This is a genomic window from uncultured Dysgonomonas sp. (assembly GCF_900079725.1).
Taxonomy (GTDB): Bacteria; Bacteroidota; Bacteroidia; order Bacteroidales; family Dysgonomonadaceae; genus Dysgonomonas.
In genome coordinates, this window is sequence record NZ_LT599032.1 from 338107 (window position 1) to 355277 (window position 17171).

The following is a 17171-nucleotide window of genomic DNA, read 5'->3' on the forward strand; positions in this document are numbered from 1 at the left end:
GTAAATAATTGAAGAAAAGCCTTGCAGGAAGAATTCTGTGAGGCTTTTTTATATTCAGGCTTTACGGCAAATCAACAATACCTTCCTGTCATCGGCTAATGTGGTGGCAAATATGTATATATCTCCGCCATCTTTCAGGCCTGTTTTTTTCCTTATTTCCTGAACGGACAAAGGAAAATTACGAGTAGTAATATTCGCCTGCTTAATACCTGTCAAAAAATCTTTTACATCTTTCTTATTCAGAGAACAGATATTATCGACAATAAACTTACGCCCCGGGAAATTCTCACACAATACATCCGACACATACAGATGGCTACTGGGGTTAAGCTTGTCCAGAGAATAAGCCTTTGCAATACTTTTGTATGCACCGCCTTTCAGAATCGACGCATTAGGTTCATACAGGTATTTTGCAATTTTAGTAGCATAATCTAAAAAGAGATCGTCTTCATCCTCTTTCCGGAAAGTGTAGATATCCGTATTACTATTCTGTATGTTTACGCAATGGTAGAGAGTTTTATCCGTATTTCCCCTCTTCTTGATAAAGAGCAACTCTTTGCACTCATTATTCACGCTGATAATATACACATCCGATACAGATTTCATTGATCTTACTGCAAGAGAAATATCCAGCATCGGCGACAACTTTATCATTACCTGTTCCGATTTTTCTTCCAGCAACGATTCTATATCGAGAATGTTCGGAGTACAGTCGTCTATCTGTACTGTCTTTTTCCCGGTATTATCCCTGCGGGCAGGATCAATATATATCAGGCTGGCAGGAGACATGGCCGACAGATACTTTACCGCATCTTCATTTACCACCTTTATATCCTGCTCCAATATTTTAAAGTTATGGACAGCTATTTCAGTCAATTCCGATTGTTGCTCTACATAAGTGACATCCTTGAAACTATGTGCAAGAAAAGAACAATCTACCCCGAAACCTCCGGTAAGATCAGCCATAGATTCTCCACGGCATAGCGAAGCCTTAAAACGTGCTGTCTGCTCCGACGAGCATTGTTCCATCGACAGGTGTTTCGGATAAACTATGTTGTTATTGGCATGCCATGAAGGTATTTTCTCTTTAGCTATCTTGCGTCCGGCAATCTGACGAATAGCCATTTGCATATCTATATCGGCATATTGCTTTGCCTGTAAAGCGAGCGAATGCACATCATCAGCCTCATGGGTACGTATAAAAGCCTTTAATTCGTCACTGAGGTTCATTTTTTCTTCATCTTGATGAAAGGACTTAACGCACTGCCTTTCTGTGTAGAGTCTGGCACAATTGGAGGAGGTGGCAAGACGGTATCTTTTTTGTGCCTTATCCATGGATAATTGAACAAATCTTGCAGCCCGTCAAAATCTTTCTTATAGATGATACCCACACCTTGCGTTTGTGTCGCATGATCCAGATAGTAAAATTTCTCGTTATAGTGATTGTAAGCCTTTATGCGCCATGTACCGGCATTATTGAGTAAGTATTCGATGTCTATATCGGTTATCATGGCTTCATTTTTCAAATTAATGTCGTTTCGGTAACCGAAGTTTCCATTTATAAGGAGCCTGTCGTTCAATAATTTACTCGACAATAACAATTCAGCCTCCGTATACATCAATTCAGCATCACTATACCGTATGTTTGTACCCAGTTGCCATCTGTCATCGATGTTGCTCACTATTTTTGTCAACTGATTGGATAAGGTAGCAGAAGCCACTGCTGCAAAATCTGATGTCTGTGCACCCGGCGTAGCATAATTAGGCGCTTTGAATTTGGATAATATCAGCAAGTATGCAACCTGTTTATTTATTTCGTCCTGCGTATTCAACAGATTTTTCACCTGTCGCTCTACCTCCGCATCTGTAGATGGCAATGCTATATCCAGGTCTACATTAGGGTGCTTGAGCGGACCACTCAGATTGAGTACGCAATTGACCGGGATAGTTGTTTGCCCTACCCTTTTAGCCAAATCATCATCCAAATCGTTAAGACTCGCATTCACTTTATATACAGCACTCACATTCAGGGTTGCGTCAAATGGGTCTCCTCTGAATTGTACATTGCTTCCATCCTGAATATCGAACCGTCTTTCCATCAGTCGCTGGAAAGTGAAATTATAACTTCCTCTATTGATATTATATGTACCATAAAGACGTGGAGAGGACTTCAGATTCCATTCGAAACGCATAGCCCCGCTACCGGTTCCCCTCAGTATATCGCCGCCCACAGGGTCCATCAACAGTTCTAAAGTAGCATCAGGAGTTACATCAGCATAAATATTCATATTGATGTCCATTCCCGTATCATTACGGGGTGCCAGCATCGATGGCTTTGCCTGTTTAACCGTATCTTGGTCCTGTTTTTCCTTATATGTTATAAATGAATATTCGGTAACCACATCTTCCATAAAATTCATACGTACAAGGGTATTGGGTTCTGTACGCATTCTGATATTTACATCCACAGCACTTTCATCACCACCTATAGTACCATTCCCGCTACCAAACACTTTCCCATGAAACAAAGGATTTACGGATGATGAAGCATTATATACAAGGAAATTATCGGCCCTCAAGTCGACCTGATACATAAACTTACTGAAAAAATCATGCGCCACTTTTCCACTTGCATGCGCTCTGTTATTGAATTGGTCTATCAGTGTTATATCATTAAAATAGATAAGATCTTTCTTCAAATAAACAGTATCGGAAAATGAATAGCGGGTATTCAAAAAACGGATTCCCATACTTCCGTCTTTTATAAATGCTTTCCCTTCCACCGTTACATTCGAAAAGTCGCCATACAGATGTACTTTACCTGTACCCCGACCTGTTATATTATCAAAAATCGTTTCAGCATACTTATTCAGGAAACCGATATTAATGCTATCGGCATCGAAATTAATGGATAACCTCTGTTTTACAGGGTCTAGAGTTCCATCTACTTTTGTCCGCTTATTTTCCTTGCTCACAATAAGTCCGTCGAGCATAACCTGATTTGTCTCATCATCCAGTTCGCTGAATATATTCAGTTTACCTAATTCCGCCCCGTTAAATTTAAAATCGGTTATTTCGAGGCGTGTATTGGCATATGGTTTTTTCTCTATACTAGACACGAACAGGCTGCCTGTGGCTGCCCCGCCAAACTGGAGAGCGTCTATAGCCAAAGTCTGGAAAACATATTCGAGGTTAATATTTTTGAGTTCGGCTTTTAATATGTCGTTCGAATCTTTTTGGGTATATTTCCCATTCACTTTTACCTCCTGACTGCCATCTTCATTATATATCCGGAAATTATCCACAGCCACCAAGCCATCCTGTATCGCTATATGCGACTGGTTCATCTTCCAATCGGCATTGTTCAACAACAATTCGCTAGGCAAGGTGTTTATATCTACCCTGAGCGGCTCTGCTTCATTTTTAGTGAGCAGCGTATTTATAGAGAAATTCCCCCTGGCTTTCTGCGCACCTGTATTCACAAGCGATATATTGGTATTGATCAGGTTATCCTTCACTTTAGCGTTGATGGCAACGTCGTTGATTGTATTTTTCTTACCTGCGATCAATACATTAATCTTAGCATCTATTGTATCGTGCGGATTGCGTATGGCAATATATCCCGACTGTATACTCATACCCGCAGCTTTTACCGAGGGGGCAAATATTTCGAGGTTAAACCTGTCATTTATATTATTATAAGACCCGATTACTTTCGATGTACTCAATATTGTTACGGGCAGATTGAGTATATTGCTTAATGATTCACTATTGTTTATCTGTAAGTCAAAATTAAGCATATTCGGCTTCTCTTCCGGTCTTTTCTTATTATCAGGTCTTATCAAGGCGGGCAAATACATGCTCAATGTCTGCTTCACACTATTTATCATCGATGACATGGAATATACCCCATTGATATCTCCTTTTAGTAAATCAGACCTTATACTCAACCTGCGATTGTCGGGAAAACCGGCAACCCTTGCAACAAGACTATCCATCTGAAATAACTTATCTTCCCTGATAAAATCTATAGAGTCTATCCTTACATATCCTTCTGCATTATCGATATGGCTACCTATAAAATCTGCATCTATAGCAAAAGAGAGATAAGAATGCTGCATCTTTTCGGCCAAATGCAGATTAGCCAGCTGAACGTTCTTTACTCTGGCTTTGAAATTCAACTCCGGATTCTCTTTATCTGTCAGATCAAACAACCCATTTACATTTAATATACCGTTCTCATCATTTACATCCAGTTGTCCGTCTACCCGTAAACCGTCGTAAGCAGCATCCAGCGAAATTTCTTTATATGTATATCCCTTGAAATCGAAATTGTGAATATCTCCGTCCGCCGTCCCACGGATTTTACCATATGTGGGTTTTTCTAAATCGACAGACAAATTAAATGATATCTTATTCAGATCTTTGTTATCTAGAAGTTTTCCCAGTTCAAAGTCTGACGTATAAACTTTCCCATGCACAAAGGAACTTATACCATTTCTAGGATTCAGACCAAAAAGCACATCTGTTTTGACAATACCTAAGTCAGTATCCAAACTACCAAAAGCTGTAAGTTGTTTTAAATAGCCCGAAATATCACCTATAAACGATAGAGTACCCAGCTTTTGTAATTGAGGTGGTAATTGAGTCTTGTTTTTAGAAAAGTTATTAAGAATGCTTTCGACTTCTCTGACTCCGATAGTTAATTCATCAACACTGCCCAAAAGATACGTTTTTTCGGAATCCCTTATATCTTTGACCTCCGCATTAGCTATCAAATGCATCTTTTCCCCATAGTCCACAGACAATTCCGAGAGAGTCAGATTATCGAACGAACCTGAAATATGTGCGCGTATATTAACTAAGTCTTTGAAGTTCTGTAATACAGGCGCAAATGCTGCGATATCTTTCGGAGCGATGTATGAGGATGCTACCCGGCAATCGATAACTGCATAATCGAGTATTTTAGCTGTATCACTGGTAGGCGTAAGATCTATTTCGCATCTTTCCAACGCCAGATAGGAAGATGGCAGGTTCAACTCAAATCCCCTGACCGATATCTTTTTATCCTGACTTATTACTCTAAATACAAGGTTAGATATTTCCAGTCCGCTTCTTTCCTTCAGGCTAATTTTTTTCACCTGAATATTTAGCGAGTCTTCCAATACTGACTTTACAGTGAACTTAGCGTCTAAAGCGGATACTTGTATGTGATTTACGTCAAATTGATTATCCTTTAAAGGGCGGTCTTTTACATCATATGAAAAGCGGCCGTTAGACAGATTGATCGCATTCAGTTTTATATCCAGTTTTGCCTTCGGTTTATCATCTTTCGATTTGAATGCATCAATTACATACTGTATATTCAACGGCGCACTTGTACTATCTTTTGATAAGTGGATTTCAAAATCGGTAAGCCATGCGGAAGTGATTACTAATTTACCATTTATAAGGGCAAGAATATCAACACCAGCCGAAACCTTCTCAGCCATCAAAACCTTCTCATTGGATTGATCGTAAAGATACAAGCTATCGATTGCAATGGTATTGAACGGCTCAAAGTGAAGACTGCCTATCCCTAGTTCTGTTCCCAATTTAGCCTTCAGTTCTTTCACAATAAGGTCTTTGGCGTATTCCTGAACAGCAGATGTGTTCAATAAGCCAAACAGCAGGATAATCAGACCGAAAATTATCCCGAAAATGGTGAGAAATATTTTTTTAAACCGTTTTATAACTCTTTCCTTTAAGGTCGCAGACCTATTTTTTACTTTGGTAAGTATAATAACTAATGCAAGTTATTGTTCGAAGATATATCACAAAATACTTTCTTCTACTTTATAGTGCAAAAGTATTAAAAAAATGAGATTTTTCCCTATCCCCATATCGCTATCTTAAACAAAAGGAATGAAGTTAAGATAATTTATAGAAAAATCCTTTTCATCGCAAAAAGAACCGATTTATCAACCGGTTCTTCTTGTGTAACAATCATCCATTATCCGTCTTAGGTTTCTTCTCCCTTTTTATTCGTCCTGCTTTGCGAAGTGCTTGATCAAGAATATACTGTATCTGCCCGTTGGTACTACGAAACTCGTCGGCAGCCCATTTTTCGATCGCATCCATCATCTCCGGATCAATACGCAGGACGAAACTTTTTACAGTAGATTCTTTTTCTTTTTTAGCCACAATAATATTAATTTCAAAATTGAATGATTTAAAGATTTCAAAATTGAAAAATATCATTTTGAAATCTTGAAACCTGAAATAGAATTAATGATGCAGTGTTCCCGCATTTACAATTGGCTGAGCCGCCTCATCAGCGCAAAGAACCACAAGCAAATTACTCACCATGGCAGCCTTCCGCTCCTCATCAAGCTCCACTATCTGATCTTTTTGCAATTTATCCAGAGCCAGCTGCACCATACTTACAGCTCCCTCAACTATCTTTTCTCGGGCGGCAATAATCGCATCAGCCTGTTGGCGGCGAAGCATCACGCTAGCTATTTCGGCTGCGTAGGCCAAATAATTAATGCGGGCCTCAATAACTTCAATACCTGCAATTGCCAATCGGCTGTTAAGTTCGTCTTCCAACTTTTGACTCACCTCATCTCCGTCGGAACGGAGGGTTATCGCATCAGCTTCGTGATTATTATTATCATATGCATACATACCCGCTACCTGACGCAAGGCGGCATCACTCTGTATTTTTACAAAGTTGGCGGCTGCAGTCATTACGCTGCTTCCGGCTGCATCTATATCGAAAGATGCTTTGTATGTATCTTTTACTTTCCAAACCAATACTGCGCCAATCATTATAGGATTACCAACCTTGTCATTTACCTTTACCGGCTCTATATCCAGATTCCGTGCACGAATAGGAATCCGGCGTGTGGAATAAAAAGGATTCACCCAGAAAAATCCATTCTCTGTAAACGTACCTCTATACTTTCCAAAGAATATCATTACACGGGTTTCGTTAGGCTCTATCATTATCAACCCATAAAATATCGCAGGAACCAGCAACACACAACAAACTATACCGCCTGCCACTCCTGTTATCGTCTCTGTTGTTATAGCAAGAATACTCACTCCAATCAAAATCAATCCTATTACAATAGCTGCAAATCCTGAGATTTTAGCACCTTCAAATTTCTTTTCCCGTGTTTCCATATTATTTATATTTTGATATTAAAATGATATCATAAAGATATAAATAATTTTATTATATACAAATAAAAAAGAATATATTTAAATGAAGAAAGTTTCATGGCGTAATACCATGAAACTTTGCTTAGATAATATTTTATTTGGATCAGATAAGCTCAAACTCCGATATCTGCCCGTATTCCGACATATCGTCAAATGCTCCACTCAAATCTGTTTTACCGAAATATACTTTAAAACAATTTATTACCCCGCCATGAGCAAAGATTGCCACAGTAGAGTGATCCTGCCCTTTAAGTTCGTCGAGGAAAGATGCTATACGCTTATACATTTGTGCAAAAGATTCTCCGTTGGGCGCAGGGGTATTTATCCAGTCTTTTTCCCATTCTGTCATATCTATTTTATCCCACTCCTGCATTTCCCACTCGCCGAAATTCAGCTCTTTCAACCTATCCTTGAGGCGTATATTTTCATAGCCGCAATACTCGGCAAGTTTTTTTGCACGACTCAACGGACTGGAAAATACAGCATCGAAAGATATATCTTTCAAATTTTGTTTTACCACCTCAGCTTCACTTTCAAAAGTATCTTTCAGGGGTACATCTGTTTGCCCGTAACAAACTCCGTTTACACCTACCGCTGTATGTCGTATAATATATATTTTCATAAAATCAATTAATAAATTAGCCAATTAAACTGCGAAACAATTCAATATTACCACAACTCCCAAATAAAAAGACAATTCACACATCAGAAATGTAGCGCCGCAACAATCACCTGTATAGCCCCCGATTTTCTTTTTCATCAGGAATATCAATCCGGCAAAAACAAAGATAGGAAATATTATAGCCGGCAAAAAGTCAATTTTTAATAATAAAATAAAAGGAAGCAGCCCAAATGAAACAGAGATAATACCCGTTTTGGCTGACATTTTATTATAAACCACTTTCGATTTGCTAGTTTCCTCGTTCCGGGCATATGGCAGGAACAGAGTTATCAGTGATCCTATGAATTTACACAATGGATCTGCCGATAATATGATAAGGCAAGCTGTTTCGAGACTAAGATTACTTAAAAGAAGATAGAAAAGCGAAAAATAAAAAATAAGACTGATAACCCCATATGTACCAATGTGCGAATCCTTCATTATCTCCAGAGTCCGCTCACGCGTATTTCCACCACCAAATCCATCGAAGAAATCAGCCAATCCGTCTTCGTGCAATGCCCCTGTAACCAGCAGTCGACTTAGTATTGCCAAAATAACCGCGATCGAATACGGCAGAATATGTGCTGCGCCCCAAAGTACTCCTGCCATCACAGCAGCCGTAAGCCATCCGACAACAGGCCAGTAATTGATTACCTGCTTATAGTATACAGCAGGTACATTAAAGGCCTTTAACCGCCAGAATGGTAAACGGGTAAAGAAAACAAGGGCGGCAGCTATATTTTTCATTATAAGAATAGTTAGTTATACGGGTTATAAGTTATAAGTGGCTTGCGCTATTCTTAATTCTTAATTAATTTCTAAAAATACTTCGTTACTTTTATTTCCTTAAACGAATGCATCTCGTTTATCATATGCAGGGCAGATGCCACAATAGGATAAGCACACAACGCGCCTGTCCCCTCTCCCAATCTGAGTCCAAGATTCAGTATAGGTTTTGCTTTCAGATAGTCCAGAATAAGCTTGTGACCTGCTTCATCGCCCTGATGACCGAATATAGCATAATGTAATACGTTTGCGTTTAACTTAGATGCTACAAGCATACAATTGGTCATAATGAAGCCATCTACAAGAACCATCATTTTCAACTCTGCAGCTTTGAGCATGGCCCCCACGGTCATCACCATTTCGTAACCTCCAAAGTAGCGCATAATATCCTCTACGGAAGCATCTCCTTTGTAATTCTCCATCGATTGCTTCAGTACATTGTATTTGTGGCTGATGATCTTACCCGTATGGTCACATCCTGCACCGATACACTGATCTAACGGAATTCCTGTAAGATAGGTCATCCATAAGGAAGAGGACGAAGTGTTCGTTATCCCCATCTCTCCAAAACCAATGACATTACACCCCTCATCGTAGCATGTCTGCACACATTCTGCTCCTTGTTGTATTGCCAATTCCATTTCTTCAAGTGTCATGGCTGCTTCGTGCAGATAATTGCGTGTACTCTTACGGATTTTCTTATCTATGATAGGGTCTCCATCTTTGAAATCGAAATTAACACCGGAATCCACCACTTTAAGATTGAATCCATGTTGACGGGCCAAAAAATTAATACCTGCACCTCCTGCCCAGAAATTAAGTATCATCTGGTATGTTACTTCCTGCGGAGAAGGACTTACTCCTTCGGCTGCTATACCATGATCACCCGCGAATACAATATGGCAGGGATTTGTCAGTTTAGGGCTAAGAGACTGTTGCACCCAACCGATTTGCATGGCAAGGTCCTCTAATACACCTAATGAACCTTTTGGTTTAGTAAGATTATCAATTTTTTCCTGTAAATACGAACGGACTTCGTTGTTTGGTTTTTCGATGTTAAATTGTTGCATTATATTTTAGTTTATACTGCCAGCGAATACAGGCAGATTATATTAGTCTCTTTGATCCTTTCGGATTTGCATTCCGAAAGTTTTATACTATTTATAATCAGTATAGATTTTGTTAAAAAGTAACAAAGGTAACACATATACCAGTTATCAACTCGTATCTCGTGTCTCATATAACTTAAAACTTACGACTTGTTAAAAAGTAACAAAGGTTACAGCTTTTTCAGTCAATAACTCGTATCGTGTATCTTGTCTACTTGTAACTTTTTTCAAAAGGTAACAAAGGTAACACCTTTTCGATATTTTTCACACTGTTACTTTTCTATCGACAACACGCTTGTTATCTGTACCGTATAGATAAAATGATATTAAAAAAGCAACAGTTTCCGGGTCTGTAGGGACAAAAAAAAACATTCACCCATTAATCAGGATAAATTCTTTGTTTCTATGGAATCACTCGCAACTATTCTATTTATACCCGAAAGCATTCAATGCATCGGCTACTACAAAATTACTGCCTCCGATAAATACAAAATCATTTGATGCCGCCCAATCTTTTGCCGCGCGTACAGCTTCCGCTACAGTGGGGTATGAATATCCCATTAAGCCTTTTTTTTGGGCCAACATTTGCAGCTCCCTCTCATTCATAGCACGGGGAACAGATGCTTTGGTGAAATAATAAATGGCCTTACGTGGCAATAGTTCGAGCACAGAAGTAATATCCTTATCATTTACCATTCCCAGCACAATATGTAATGTATCATATTTTTCATTTGCCAGTTGATCGGCTATATATTTTATTCCTGCAACATTATGTCCCGTATCGCACACGATCTTGGGATGCAACTCCTGTAATATCTGCCAGCGTCCCATCAGCCCGGTCAGTTTAGTTACATATGCAAACCCGTTATAGACAGCTTTGGATGGAATAGTATATCCTATTTTCTGTAATTCCTTGACAGCACATAATACTGTAGCTGCATTTTTTATTTGCGCATAGCCTGACAGTTCGCCCTTCAGCTGCAGATAATATTTCGTATCGAAAAGCCAGCCGCTTGCAGTTTTCAGGCTCGATTTTATGATATGTTCGTCTTCAGCAAAAAGAATGTGAGCTCCTACCCTTTCGGCTGTATCAGTAAATACATTTTTCACCTCACCTTCTGCTTCCCCTATAATTACAGGTATATTTTTCTTTATAATACCGGCTTTTTCGGTGGCAATCTTTTCCAGTGTATTGCCAAGGAACTGCATGTGGTCGAAACTGATATTTGTTATTACACTCAGGTCAGGCGTTATAATATTGGTACTATCAAACCTACCCCCAAGTCCCACTTCTATGATGGCAACATCTACGTGCATATCTGCAAAGTAGAGGAATGACATCATCATTGTCAGTTCAAAAAACGAAGGCTCTATAGGTTCAAAATATTCACGGTGCCTATCTACAAAGTCGACTACATACTGCTGCGATATCTTTTCCCCATTAACACGTATACGTTCCCTGAAGTCTACCAAATGCGGTGAAGTGTACAATCCTACCTTATATCCGGCCTCCTGCAATATCGCGGCCAACAGATGCGAGGTAGAGCCTTTACCGTTTGTTCCGGCTATATGAATTGTTTTATATTTAGCATGAGGATGAGCGAAGTATGTATCGAGGGCAAGACTGTTGTCCAAACCTTCTTTATAGGCACTCCCTCCTATCTTTTGATATACTGGCAATTGGTTGTATAAGTATTCTATGGTCTCCTGATAGGTCATTATCCTGATTATATTAAATGTGAATGGATGCTATCGTGCAGTTTATCCAGAAATTGTGCGACATGCAATCCATCCATTATAGCATGGTTTACAGTTATAGAAACAGGTAAAAGTATTTTTTGTTCTTCTGTAAAAAATTTACCTGTCGATATTTTAGGTATAGCACCATTATTACCAAACGACACAGCATGTTTCATATCCGTAAAACGTATCCAGGGTACAGATGAATAATGTACAACATCTGTACGTTCAGAGTTTTCGTCTAATCCCAATCCGGATGATTGTTTTACTTTAGCTATGATTTGCAAGGCATTTTCTTCAAAATCTTTCAGGTCCGGGTAATAGTCAAAAAAAGAAAAACTAAATGTACCGTCATCACGTCCGACTGTGGGCGCAGGATGTACAGTATCGTATGAAACGACATCATCACCTTCTATCCTGTAGCGAAATACATCTATGGCATTCACAGTCTGCATAATCTTGTGTAACGAATGAAGAAAAAATGAGGACTTCTTATCTTTGCTATAGTTATAAACAGGGGTAAAATCTACATTTGCCGTCATGCCGAAAAAAGGATCATCAAACGTTTTGAAGAAATTGAAATGTTCCTTCCTGTTCCATTTTTCGATATCTATGGGAGTTCTCACTGTTCTGTCGCTTTGTTTATAGGTGTATATCCTGTTTTTTCTATTAGATATTGTCCTTGTTCTGATAAAATCCAGTTTACAAAGTTAGTTACATTTTTGTTATTTGCGCCTGTTGTTATAGCATAAAAATCACCGGTAAAAGGATATGTATTGTTTTCTATCGTATTTTTGTCCGGGTACACTCCGTTTACCTTTATCAGTTTAATTTGATTATTCCACACATTCAACAATGCTGCAATAAATTATTTTCATTACCCATTAGAGCTGCAAATCATAAATATATACCGTATCTCCCTTTTGCTGCATCCAAAAACGGAACTGAGGGTTATGTGGCGATTTGTATTGGATAAATGTATCGGGAGGGAAGAACCAACTCGGTACATCTTTCGGACAATACCATTCGCTTGTATCCATTGTGAGATTATTGAGTCGGATGAGTTCATCGCACCAATCTCTTGAAGCTACAAGTTGAAGATAGGCTTCATATTCTAATGTGAGATGACCAGACTGCCAATATTTTCCATTTAAAACTTCTACTTCACTATTTGGTAAAGGGATATGTGTCCAATACCTGAAAGCCTTTTCTGGATTCTCGGTATTTATCTGAAAACATCCAGTTAGAAGAATAAATAAGAGTATTATAAGGGAAACATATAGCTTTTTCATCTTATACATAGTGATGCAATATTGATCAGTTTATCCGAAAAGCTGCCTGAAAGCCTCTTCTACCTTTCTCACCTGAATGATTTCGATATTGACTTTCGATGTAAATCCTTTCAGATTATTTTGTGGCACAAGTATTTTTGAGAACCCGAGTTTTTCTGCTTCCAGGATACGCTGTTCGATACGATTTACCGGACGGATTTCTCCGGACAGACCGACTTCACCTGTCATACATACATGCTTTTCTATAGAAATATCGAGACTGGACGATAATACGGCACTGATAACGGATAAGTCCATGCCGGGATCGTTTACTTTCAATCCTCCCGCAATATTCAGAAAAACATCTTTTTGGATAAGTTTGAAACCCGCCCGTTTTTCCAACACGGCAAGAAGCATATTCATCCGGCGAAGATCAAACCCAGTGGCCGAACGTTGCGGCGTACCGTATGCAGCCGTGCTGACCAATGCCTGCGTTTCGATTAAGAAGGGGCGGATGCCTTCGATAGAGGCAGAAATGGATACACCACTCAATCCTTCATGATTTTGAGTTAATAACAACTCTGAAGGATTGCTGACTTCACGTAATCCATTTTGACGCATCTCGTAAATACCTAGCTCTGCAGTACTACCAAAACGGTTTTTAATACTGCGCAGAATACGGTACATATAATGCTGATCCCCCTCGAACTGGAGTACTGTATCCACTATATGCTCCAATACCTTTGGCCCGGCTATACTACCTTCTTTATTGATATGTCCTATCAGTACAACAGGTGTATTTGTTTCTTTCGCAAACTTGAGTATTGCGGCAGAGCATTCGCGCACTTGCGATACGCTACCCGGTGAAGATTCCACTGCATCGGTAAAAACCGTCTGAATGGAATCGACAATGACTAATTCGGGATTCAGATTCTGTATATGCACGAATATCTGTTCCAGGTTAGTTTCGCAGACTATAAAACAATTTTCACTGTTAGAGTTGATACGGTCGGCACGTAGTTTCAACTGGCGTGCGCTCTCTTCTCCCGATATATATAACGTCTTTATTCCGTTCAGGCCTAATACAGTCTGCAATATCAAAGTAGACTTACCGATACCGGGCTCCCCTCCTATCAATACAAGAGAGCCTGGAACAAGTCCTCCTCCCAGCACTCGGTTGAGCTCTCCGTCGTGCAAGTCGATGCGCGGCTCTTCACCTGTCTGAACATCTTTTAGGAGCAAAGGTTTTGCTTTCGTGGTGTCGAATATATGCAACCCGCTTTTAGCCGATGATTTTTCTTTACTTATTATTTCTTCTACATAGGTATTCCATTCACCGCATACAGGACATTTACCCAGCCATTTGGGCGAATCATTTCCACAATTGCTGCAAACGTATACCGATTTTATCTTTACCATGTTATTTTCTCTGCTTTCTTTGTCCCGTTTTTGGTCATAGTTTGTATGATATATGTATCCCTTGGTAAAATACTCATATCTATTACCTGTTCTTTTACATCAAGGCCTTTTTTATCAATGACCGTATCGCCGTTCAGATTGATTATACGAACCCGCTTGATAGAATCGTCTTCCTTGTTGAGTGTTACTGTAAGCGTTTTTGTCCCTGTTATAGCATATTTCACAGTGCTAACCACCTGAACTTTTATTGCAGCCATTTTGCTTTTTTTATCTCTAACCTCAATAATTGCCGCCCCATATTTAAGAGCCGTTATCGTTATCTTATTATCATTTATTTCTGCTGCTGCAATTTTATTGTCCGATGATGAAACTGTATAATCACCGTTACCATCAAGAATTGTAACCTCTGAATTTGTATTCAAGATAATGGATAAATCGTTATTATCTAAAACAATATTCTTTTCTATATCATCATTATTATTCAGCCCGGCCAGTTTCGTTACACCGGAGTTGGCAGGGTCTAAATATTTGCTCATATGCCTGCTCGCATCCGGATATTGATCCCAATGGTACCACAATTTTCCATAATAATCAGGCTCGGTCAGATTACAAAGCTGATTGTTACCACCTGTCAGCGTACCTATTATCAACCCTGCCGAATTGAATATAGGGCTACCTGATGAACCGCCCTGAGTTGCCCCTTTCGAATAGGTAAGTACCCAATGTGTACCGGATGGCGAACTCGAATTCCATCTGCCGGATGCAGGTTCTTTTTCGTAAAATGATATTTTCTTTACATCCCCCATCGGATGGTGAATTACAGCTCCACTGCTAGTTGCTTTATTCTCCCTGTTCCATCCGTTAAAATATACATCCCAATCGTCAGGAATACTCTCCGAGAGTTTGAGCAGCGCCCCATCGCTGCCGCCGCTTATCGGATTGATTACCATGACTTCCGAACCTTTGTGGTATTTATATTTCGGAGCCTCCGCCCCTGTTTCTATTTGGCAGGTAGGATATTCATATTCAAAGATAAATGAAGTATTATCCGGAATCTGAGCGATACTCATATTTTCGAAACAATGGTCAGCTGTAAGTAAATATGGTGTCTTATCATTGTTTGTATTATTGATAAGAGAGCCCGAACACAAGTAAGTTTTATTATCGCTTTTTGTCATTCTTAATAGTACTACTCCTTTCTTTTGGTATTGCCAATTTTCTGCATCAGGACAATTTACATTAATCATACATGAAGCAGATGTCTTGAAATCGGAATGCTCCCCGTTTCCATTTGTGTATTTATATCCTACATCGGATAAAAGTATACGCGGGTGTTCTGTCACTTTATCCGAAACAACATATTCCAGCACTACATTATCACCCTTTAAATTTTCTATAGAATACGCCCCACCGGAAGGATTATCAGTATGGATATACACAACAGCATCGCTTGTGTTATCTTTATTGTAGACATATAGCTTTGCCCCTTCGGGTAAATAAAAATCATCGAACCGGACAAAGAATCCTGTTGCCTGGGGTACATCTATGTTCAACTTCCAGATTTTATTTTTGTTCGACAAGGCCGACCAAGACCCGATAGTATCCATATTTATACCAAGTGTATACACTTTGGCTTCTAATAGCGCGGTTCCCCGTTTATTGTATTGAATGTCAGCAACAGTGTATTTGGTCTGCTTCACATCTACAATCAATGAAACTTTTGACTTATCTTCATTCAGTGTGTATTGTTTATCCTGGGCAATAGCAAAAATGGTGGATGTAAGCATTATTACACTTACAAAAAACTTCTTCGATAGATTAGATTTCATAATTTATCAATTAATTGCTGAACATATTTATTAACATCATCTCGATTTACCAGTTCTTCTGTTTCGAATACAATTTGGGCCTGAGTATAATACGGATTTCTTTTTTCCAGGCTCTCTACTACGAAAGCAAAAAGTTCGTCTTCGCTTTTATCTTTTATGAGCGGACGTTTTTCCTTACATGTATTTAATCGTGCAGCGAGTGCCTCTGGCGCTGCATTCAGATACACCGTAGTTCCAACCTTATTCATATAGTCCATATTATCAAAGAAACATGGAGTCCCCCCCCCTGTAGAAATGACTACGTTTTCAAATTCGCCAACTTCTTTCAGTATGCTGCTTTCTATTTTACGGAATTCTCCTTCGCCAACATCCTGAAACAATTGACTCACTGTTTTTTGGTAGCGCGCTTGTATAAAGTGGTCTAAATCTATAAATTCAAGTTCGAGAACTTTTGCAAGTTCTTTTCCGGCAGTAGTTTTCCCGGCACCCATATACCCAATTAGGAATATTCTCTTCATTTATATTATTCGATATATACTAATCGTACAAAAATAGGAATAAAATAGTTAAAGAAGATTAGAGACCTTAATATTATTAAGTTTTAACGACTGTAAATATCCTTTATCAAAATCTGAGATTCCCACGTCTCAAAATAACAAAAACAGTTAATCGACTAATCACCTGTTTTTTGTTTAGAAAATAGTACAAAAAAATTTCGTCGTCTAAAAATTTAGACATACATTTGCATTGTAACCAATAAATGTAGTATGCAGCTCACAAAAGCCGAAGAACAGATAATGCAGATACTGTGGACTATGGAAGAAGGCACAGTACAGGATATACTGAAAGGATTTACTGATAATAAACCTGCCAGAACAACAATAGCCACAGTATTAACCATTCTGGAAGGAAAAGATTTCGTATCGCACCGTAGCGAAGGACGTGTAAATATATATAAAGCCCTTATTTCTAAAGAGAATTACTCAAAAAAACAACTGTTCGGATTTGTGAAAGACTATTTCAACGGATCATTTTCTTCTATGGTTTCATTTTTTGCAAAAGAGACCAACCTCTCTATTGAACAGATGGATGAAATGCTGGATGAAACGCGTAAAGCGCTTGAAGAAGAAACCAATAAAACCAAATAGCC

The 17171-nt window shown here is 38.9% G+C and carries 15 protein-coding genes; 1 reads left to right on the top strand and 14 read right to left on the bottom strand.

The genetic code is table 11. The features are described from left to right. Positions 1–54: 54 nt before the first annotated feature. The 14 genes from QZL88_RS01360 to QZL88_RS01425 all read right to left on the bottom strand — a co-directional run bounded on the left by QZL88_RS01360 (position 55) and on the right by QZL88_RS01425 (position 16539). A complete protein-coding gene (locus QZL88_RS01360) occupies positions 55–1230 on the bottom strand; it encodes an SAM-dependent methyltransferase (RefSeq protein ID WP_296938161.1) in 1176 nt (391 codons plus the stop codon). Beyond that, positions 1227–5615 (bottom strand): translocation/assembly module TamB domain-containing protein, encoded by a 4389-nt coding sequence (locus tag QZL88_RS01365; protein WP_296938163.1) that lies wholly within the window; start codon positions 5613–5615, stop codon positions 1227–1229. Before QZL88_RS01365 ends, QZL88_RS01360 begins: the two co-directional genes overlap by 4 nt. A 370-nt stretch (positions 5616–5985) precedes the next feature. Continuing rightward, positions 5986–6183: an Arc family DNA-binding protein gene (locus QZL88_RS01370; RefSeq protein WP_296938165.1), complete on the bottom strand. Its 198-nt coding sequence runs from the start codon at positions 6181–6183 to the stop codon at positions 5986–5988. Between the two features lie 84 nt (positions 6184–6267). Next, a complete protein-coding gene (locus QZL88_RS01375; protein WP_296938167.1) occupies positions 6268–7167 on the bottom strand; it encodes an SPFH domain-containing protein in 900 nt (299 codons plus the stop codon). Between the two features lie 142 nt (positions 7168–7309). Next, positions 7310–7828, bottom strand: coding sequence for an alpha-ribazole phosphatase (gene cobC, locus QZL88_RS01380; RefSeq protein ID WP_296938169.1), 519 nt, complete (start codon positions 7826–7828; stop codon positions 7310–7312). A 24-nt stretch (positions 7829–7852) separates the two neighbouring features. Next, positions 7853–8614 carry an adenosylcobinamide-GDP ribazoletransferase gene (cobS, locus tag QZL88_RS01385; protein ID WP_296938171.1) on the bottom strand — a complete coding sequence of 254 codons (762 nt, stop codon included), beginning with the start codon at positions 8612–8614 and terminating at the stop codon, positions 7853–7855. Between the two features lie 71 nt (positions 8615–8685). Beyond that, entirely contained in the window at positions 8686–9723 is a 1038-nt protein-coding gene (cobT, locus tag QZL88_RS01390) for a nicotinate-nucleotide--dimethylbenzimidazole phosphoribosyltransferase (protein ID WP_296938172.1), read from the bottom strand. A gap of 465 nt (positions 9724–10188) precedes the next feature. Further along, positions 10189–11481 (bottom strand): folylpolyglutamate synthase/dihydrofolate synthase family protein, encoded by a 1293-nt coding sequence (locus tag QZL88_RS01395; RefSeq protein WP_296938173.1) that lies wholly within the window; start codon positions 11479–11481, stop codon positions 10189–10191. An 8-nt stretch (positions 11482–11489) separates the two neighbouring features. Continuing rightward, complete coding sequence (locus tag QZL88_RS01400; protein WP_296938174.1) at positions 11490–12128, bottom strand: chloramphenicol acetyltransferase; 639 nt, start codon at positions 12126–12128, stop codon at positions 11490–11492. Next, a complete protein-coding gene (locus tag QZL88_RS01405; protein ID WP_296938175.1) occupies positions 12125–12349 on the bottom strand; it encodes a hypothetical protein in 225 nt (74 codons plus the stop codon). The genes QZL88_RS01400 and QZL88_RS01405 overlap by 4 nt, the downstream gene beginning before the upstream one ends. Before the next feature lie 37 nt (positions 12350–12386). Beyond that, on the bottom strand, positions 12387–12803 hold the full coding sequence (locus tag QZL88_RS01410) for a hypothetical protein (protein ID WP_296938178.1): 417 nt from the start codon (positions 12801–12803) through the stop codon (positions 12387–12389). 21 nt (positions 12804–12824) lie between these two features. Continuing rightward, complete coding sequence (gene radA, locus QZL88_RS01415; protein ID WP_296938180.1) at positions 12825–14192, bottom strand: DNA repair protein RadA; 1368 nt, start codon at positions 14190–14192, stop codon at positions 12825–12827. After that, complete coding sequence (locus QZL88_RS01420) at positions 14186–16021, bottom strand: serine protease (RefSeq protein ID WP_296938182.1); 1836 nt, start codon at positions 16019–16021, stop codon at positions 14186–14188. The genes radA and QZL88_RS01420 overlap by 7 nt, the downstream gene beginning before the upstream one ends. Beyond that, positions 16018–16539 carry a shikimate kinase gene (locus QZL88_RS01425; protein WP_296938184.1) on the bottom strand — a complete coding sequence of 174 codons (522 nt, stop codon included), beginning with the start codon at positions 16537–16539 and terminating at the stop codon, positions 16018–16020. The genes QZL88_RS01420 and QZL88_RS01425 overlap by 4 nt, the downstream gene beginning before the upstream one ends. Before the next feature lie 249 nt (positions 16540–16788). On the opposite strand from QZL88_RS01425, the gene QZL88_RS01430 reads away from it, so the two are divergent. Next, a complete protein-coding gene (locus QZL88_RS01430) occupies positions 16789–17169 on the top strand; it encodes a BlaI/MecI/CopY family transcriptional regulator (protein ID WP_006801597.1) in 381 nt (126 codons plus the stop codon). Positions 17170–17171: the final 2 nt, after the last annotated feature.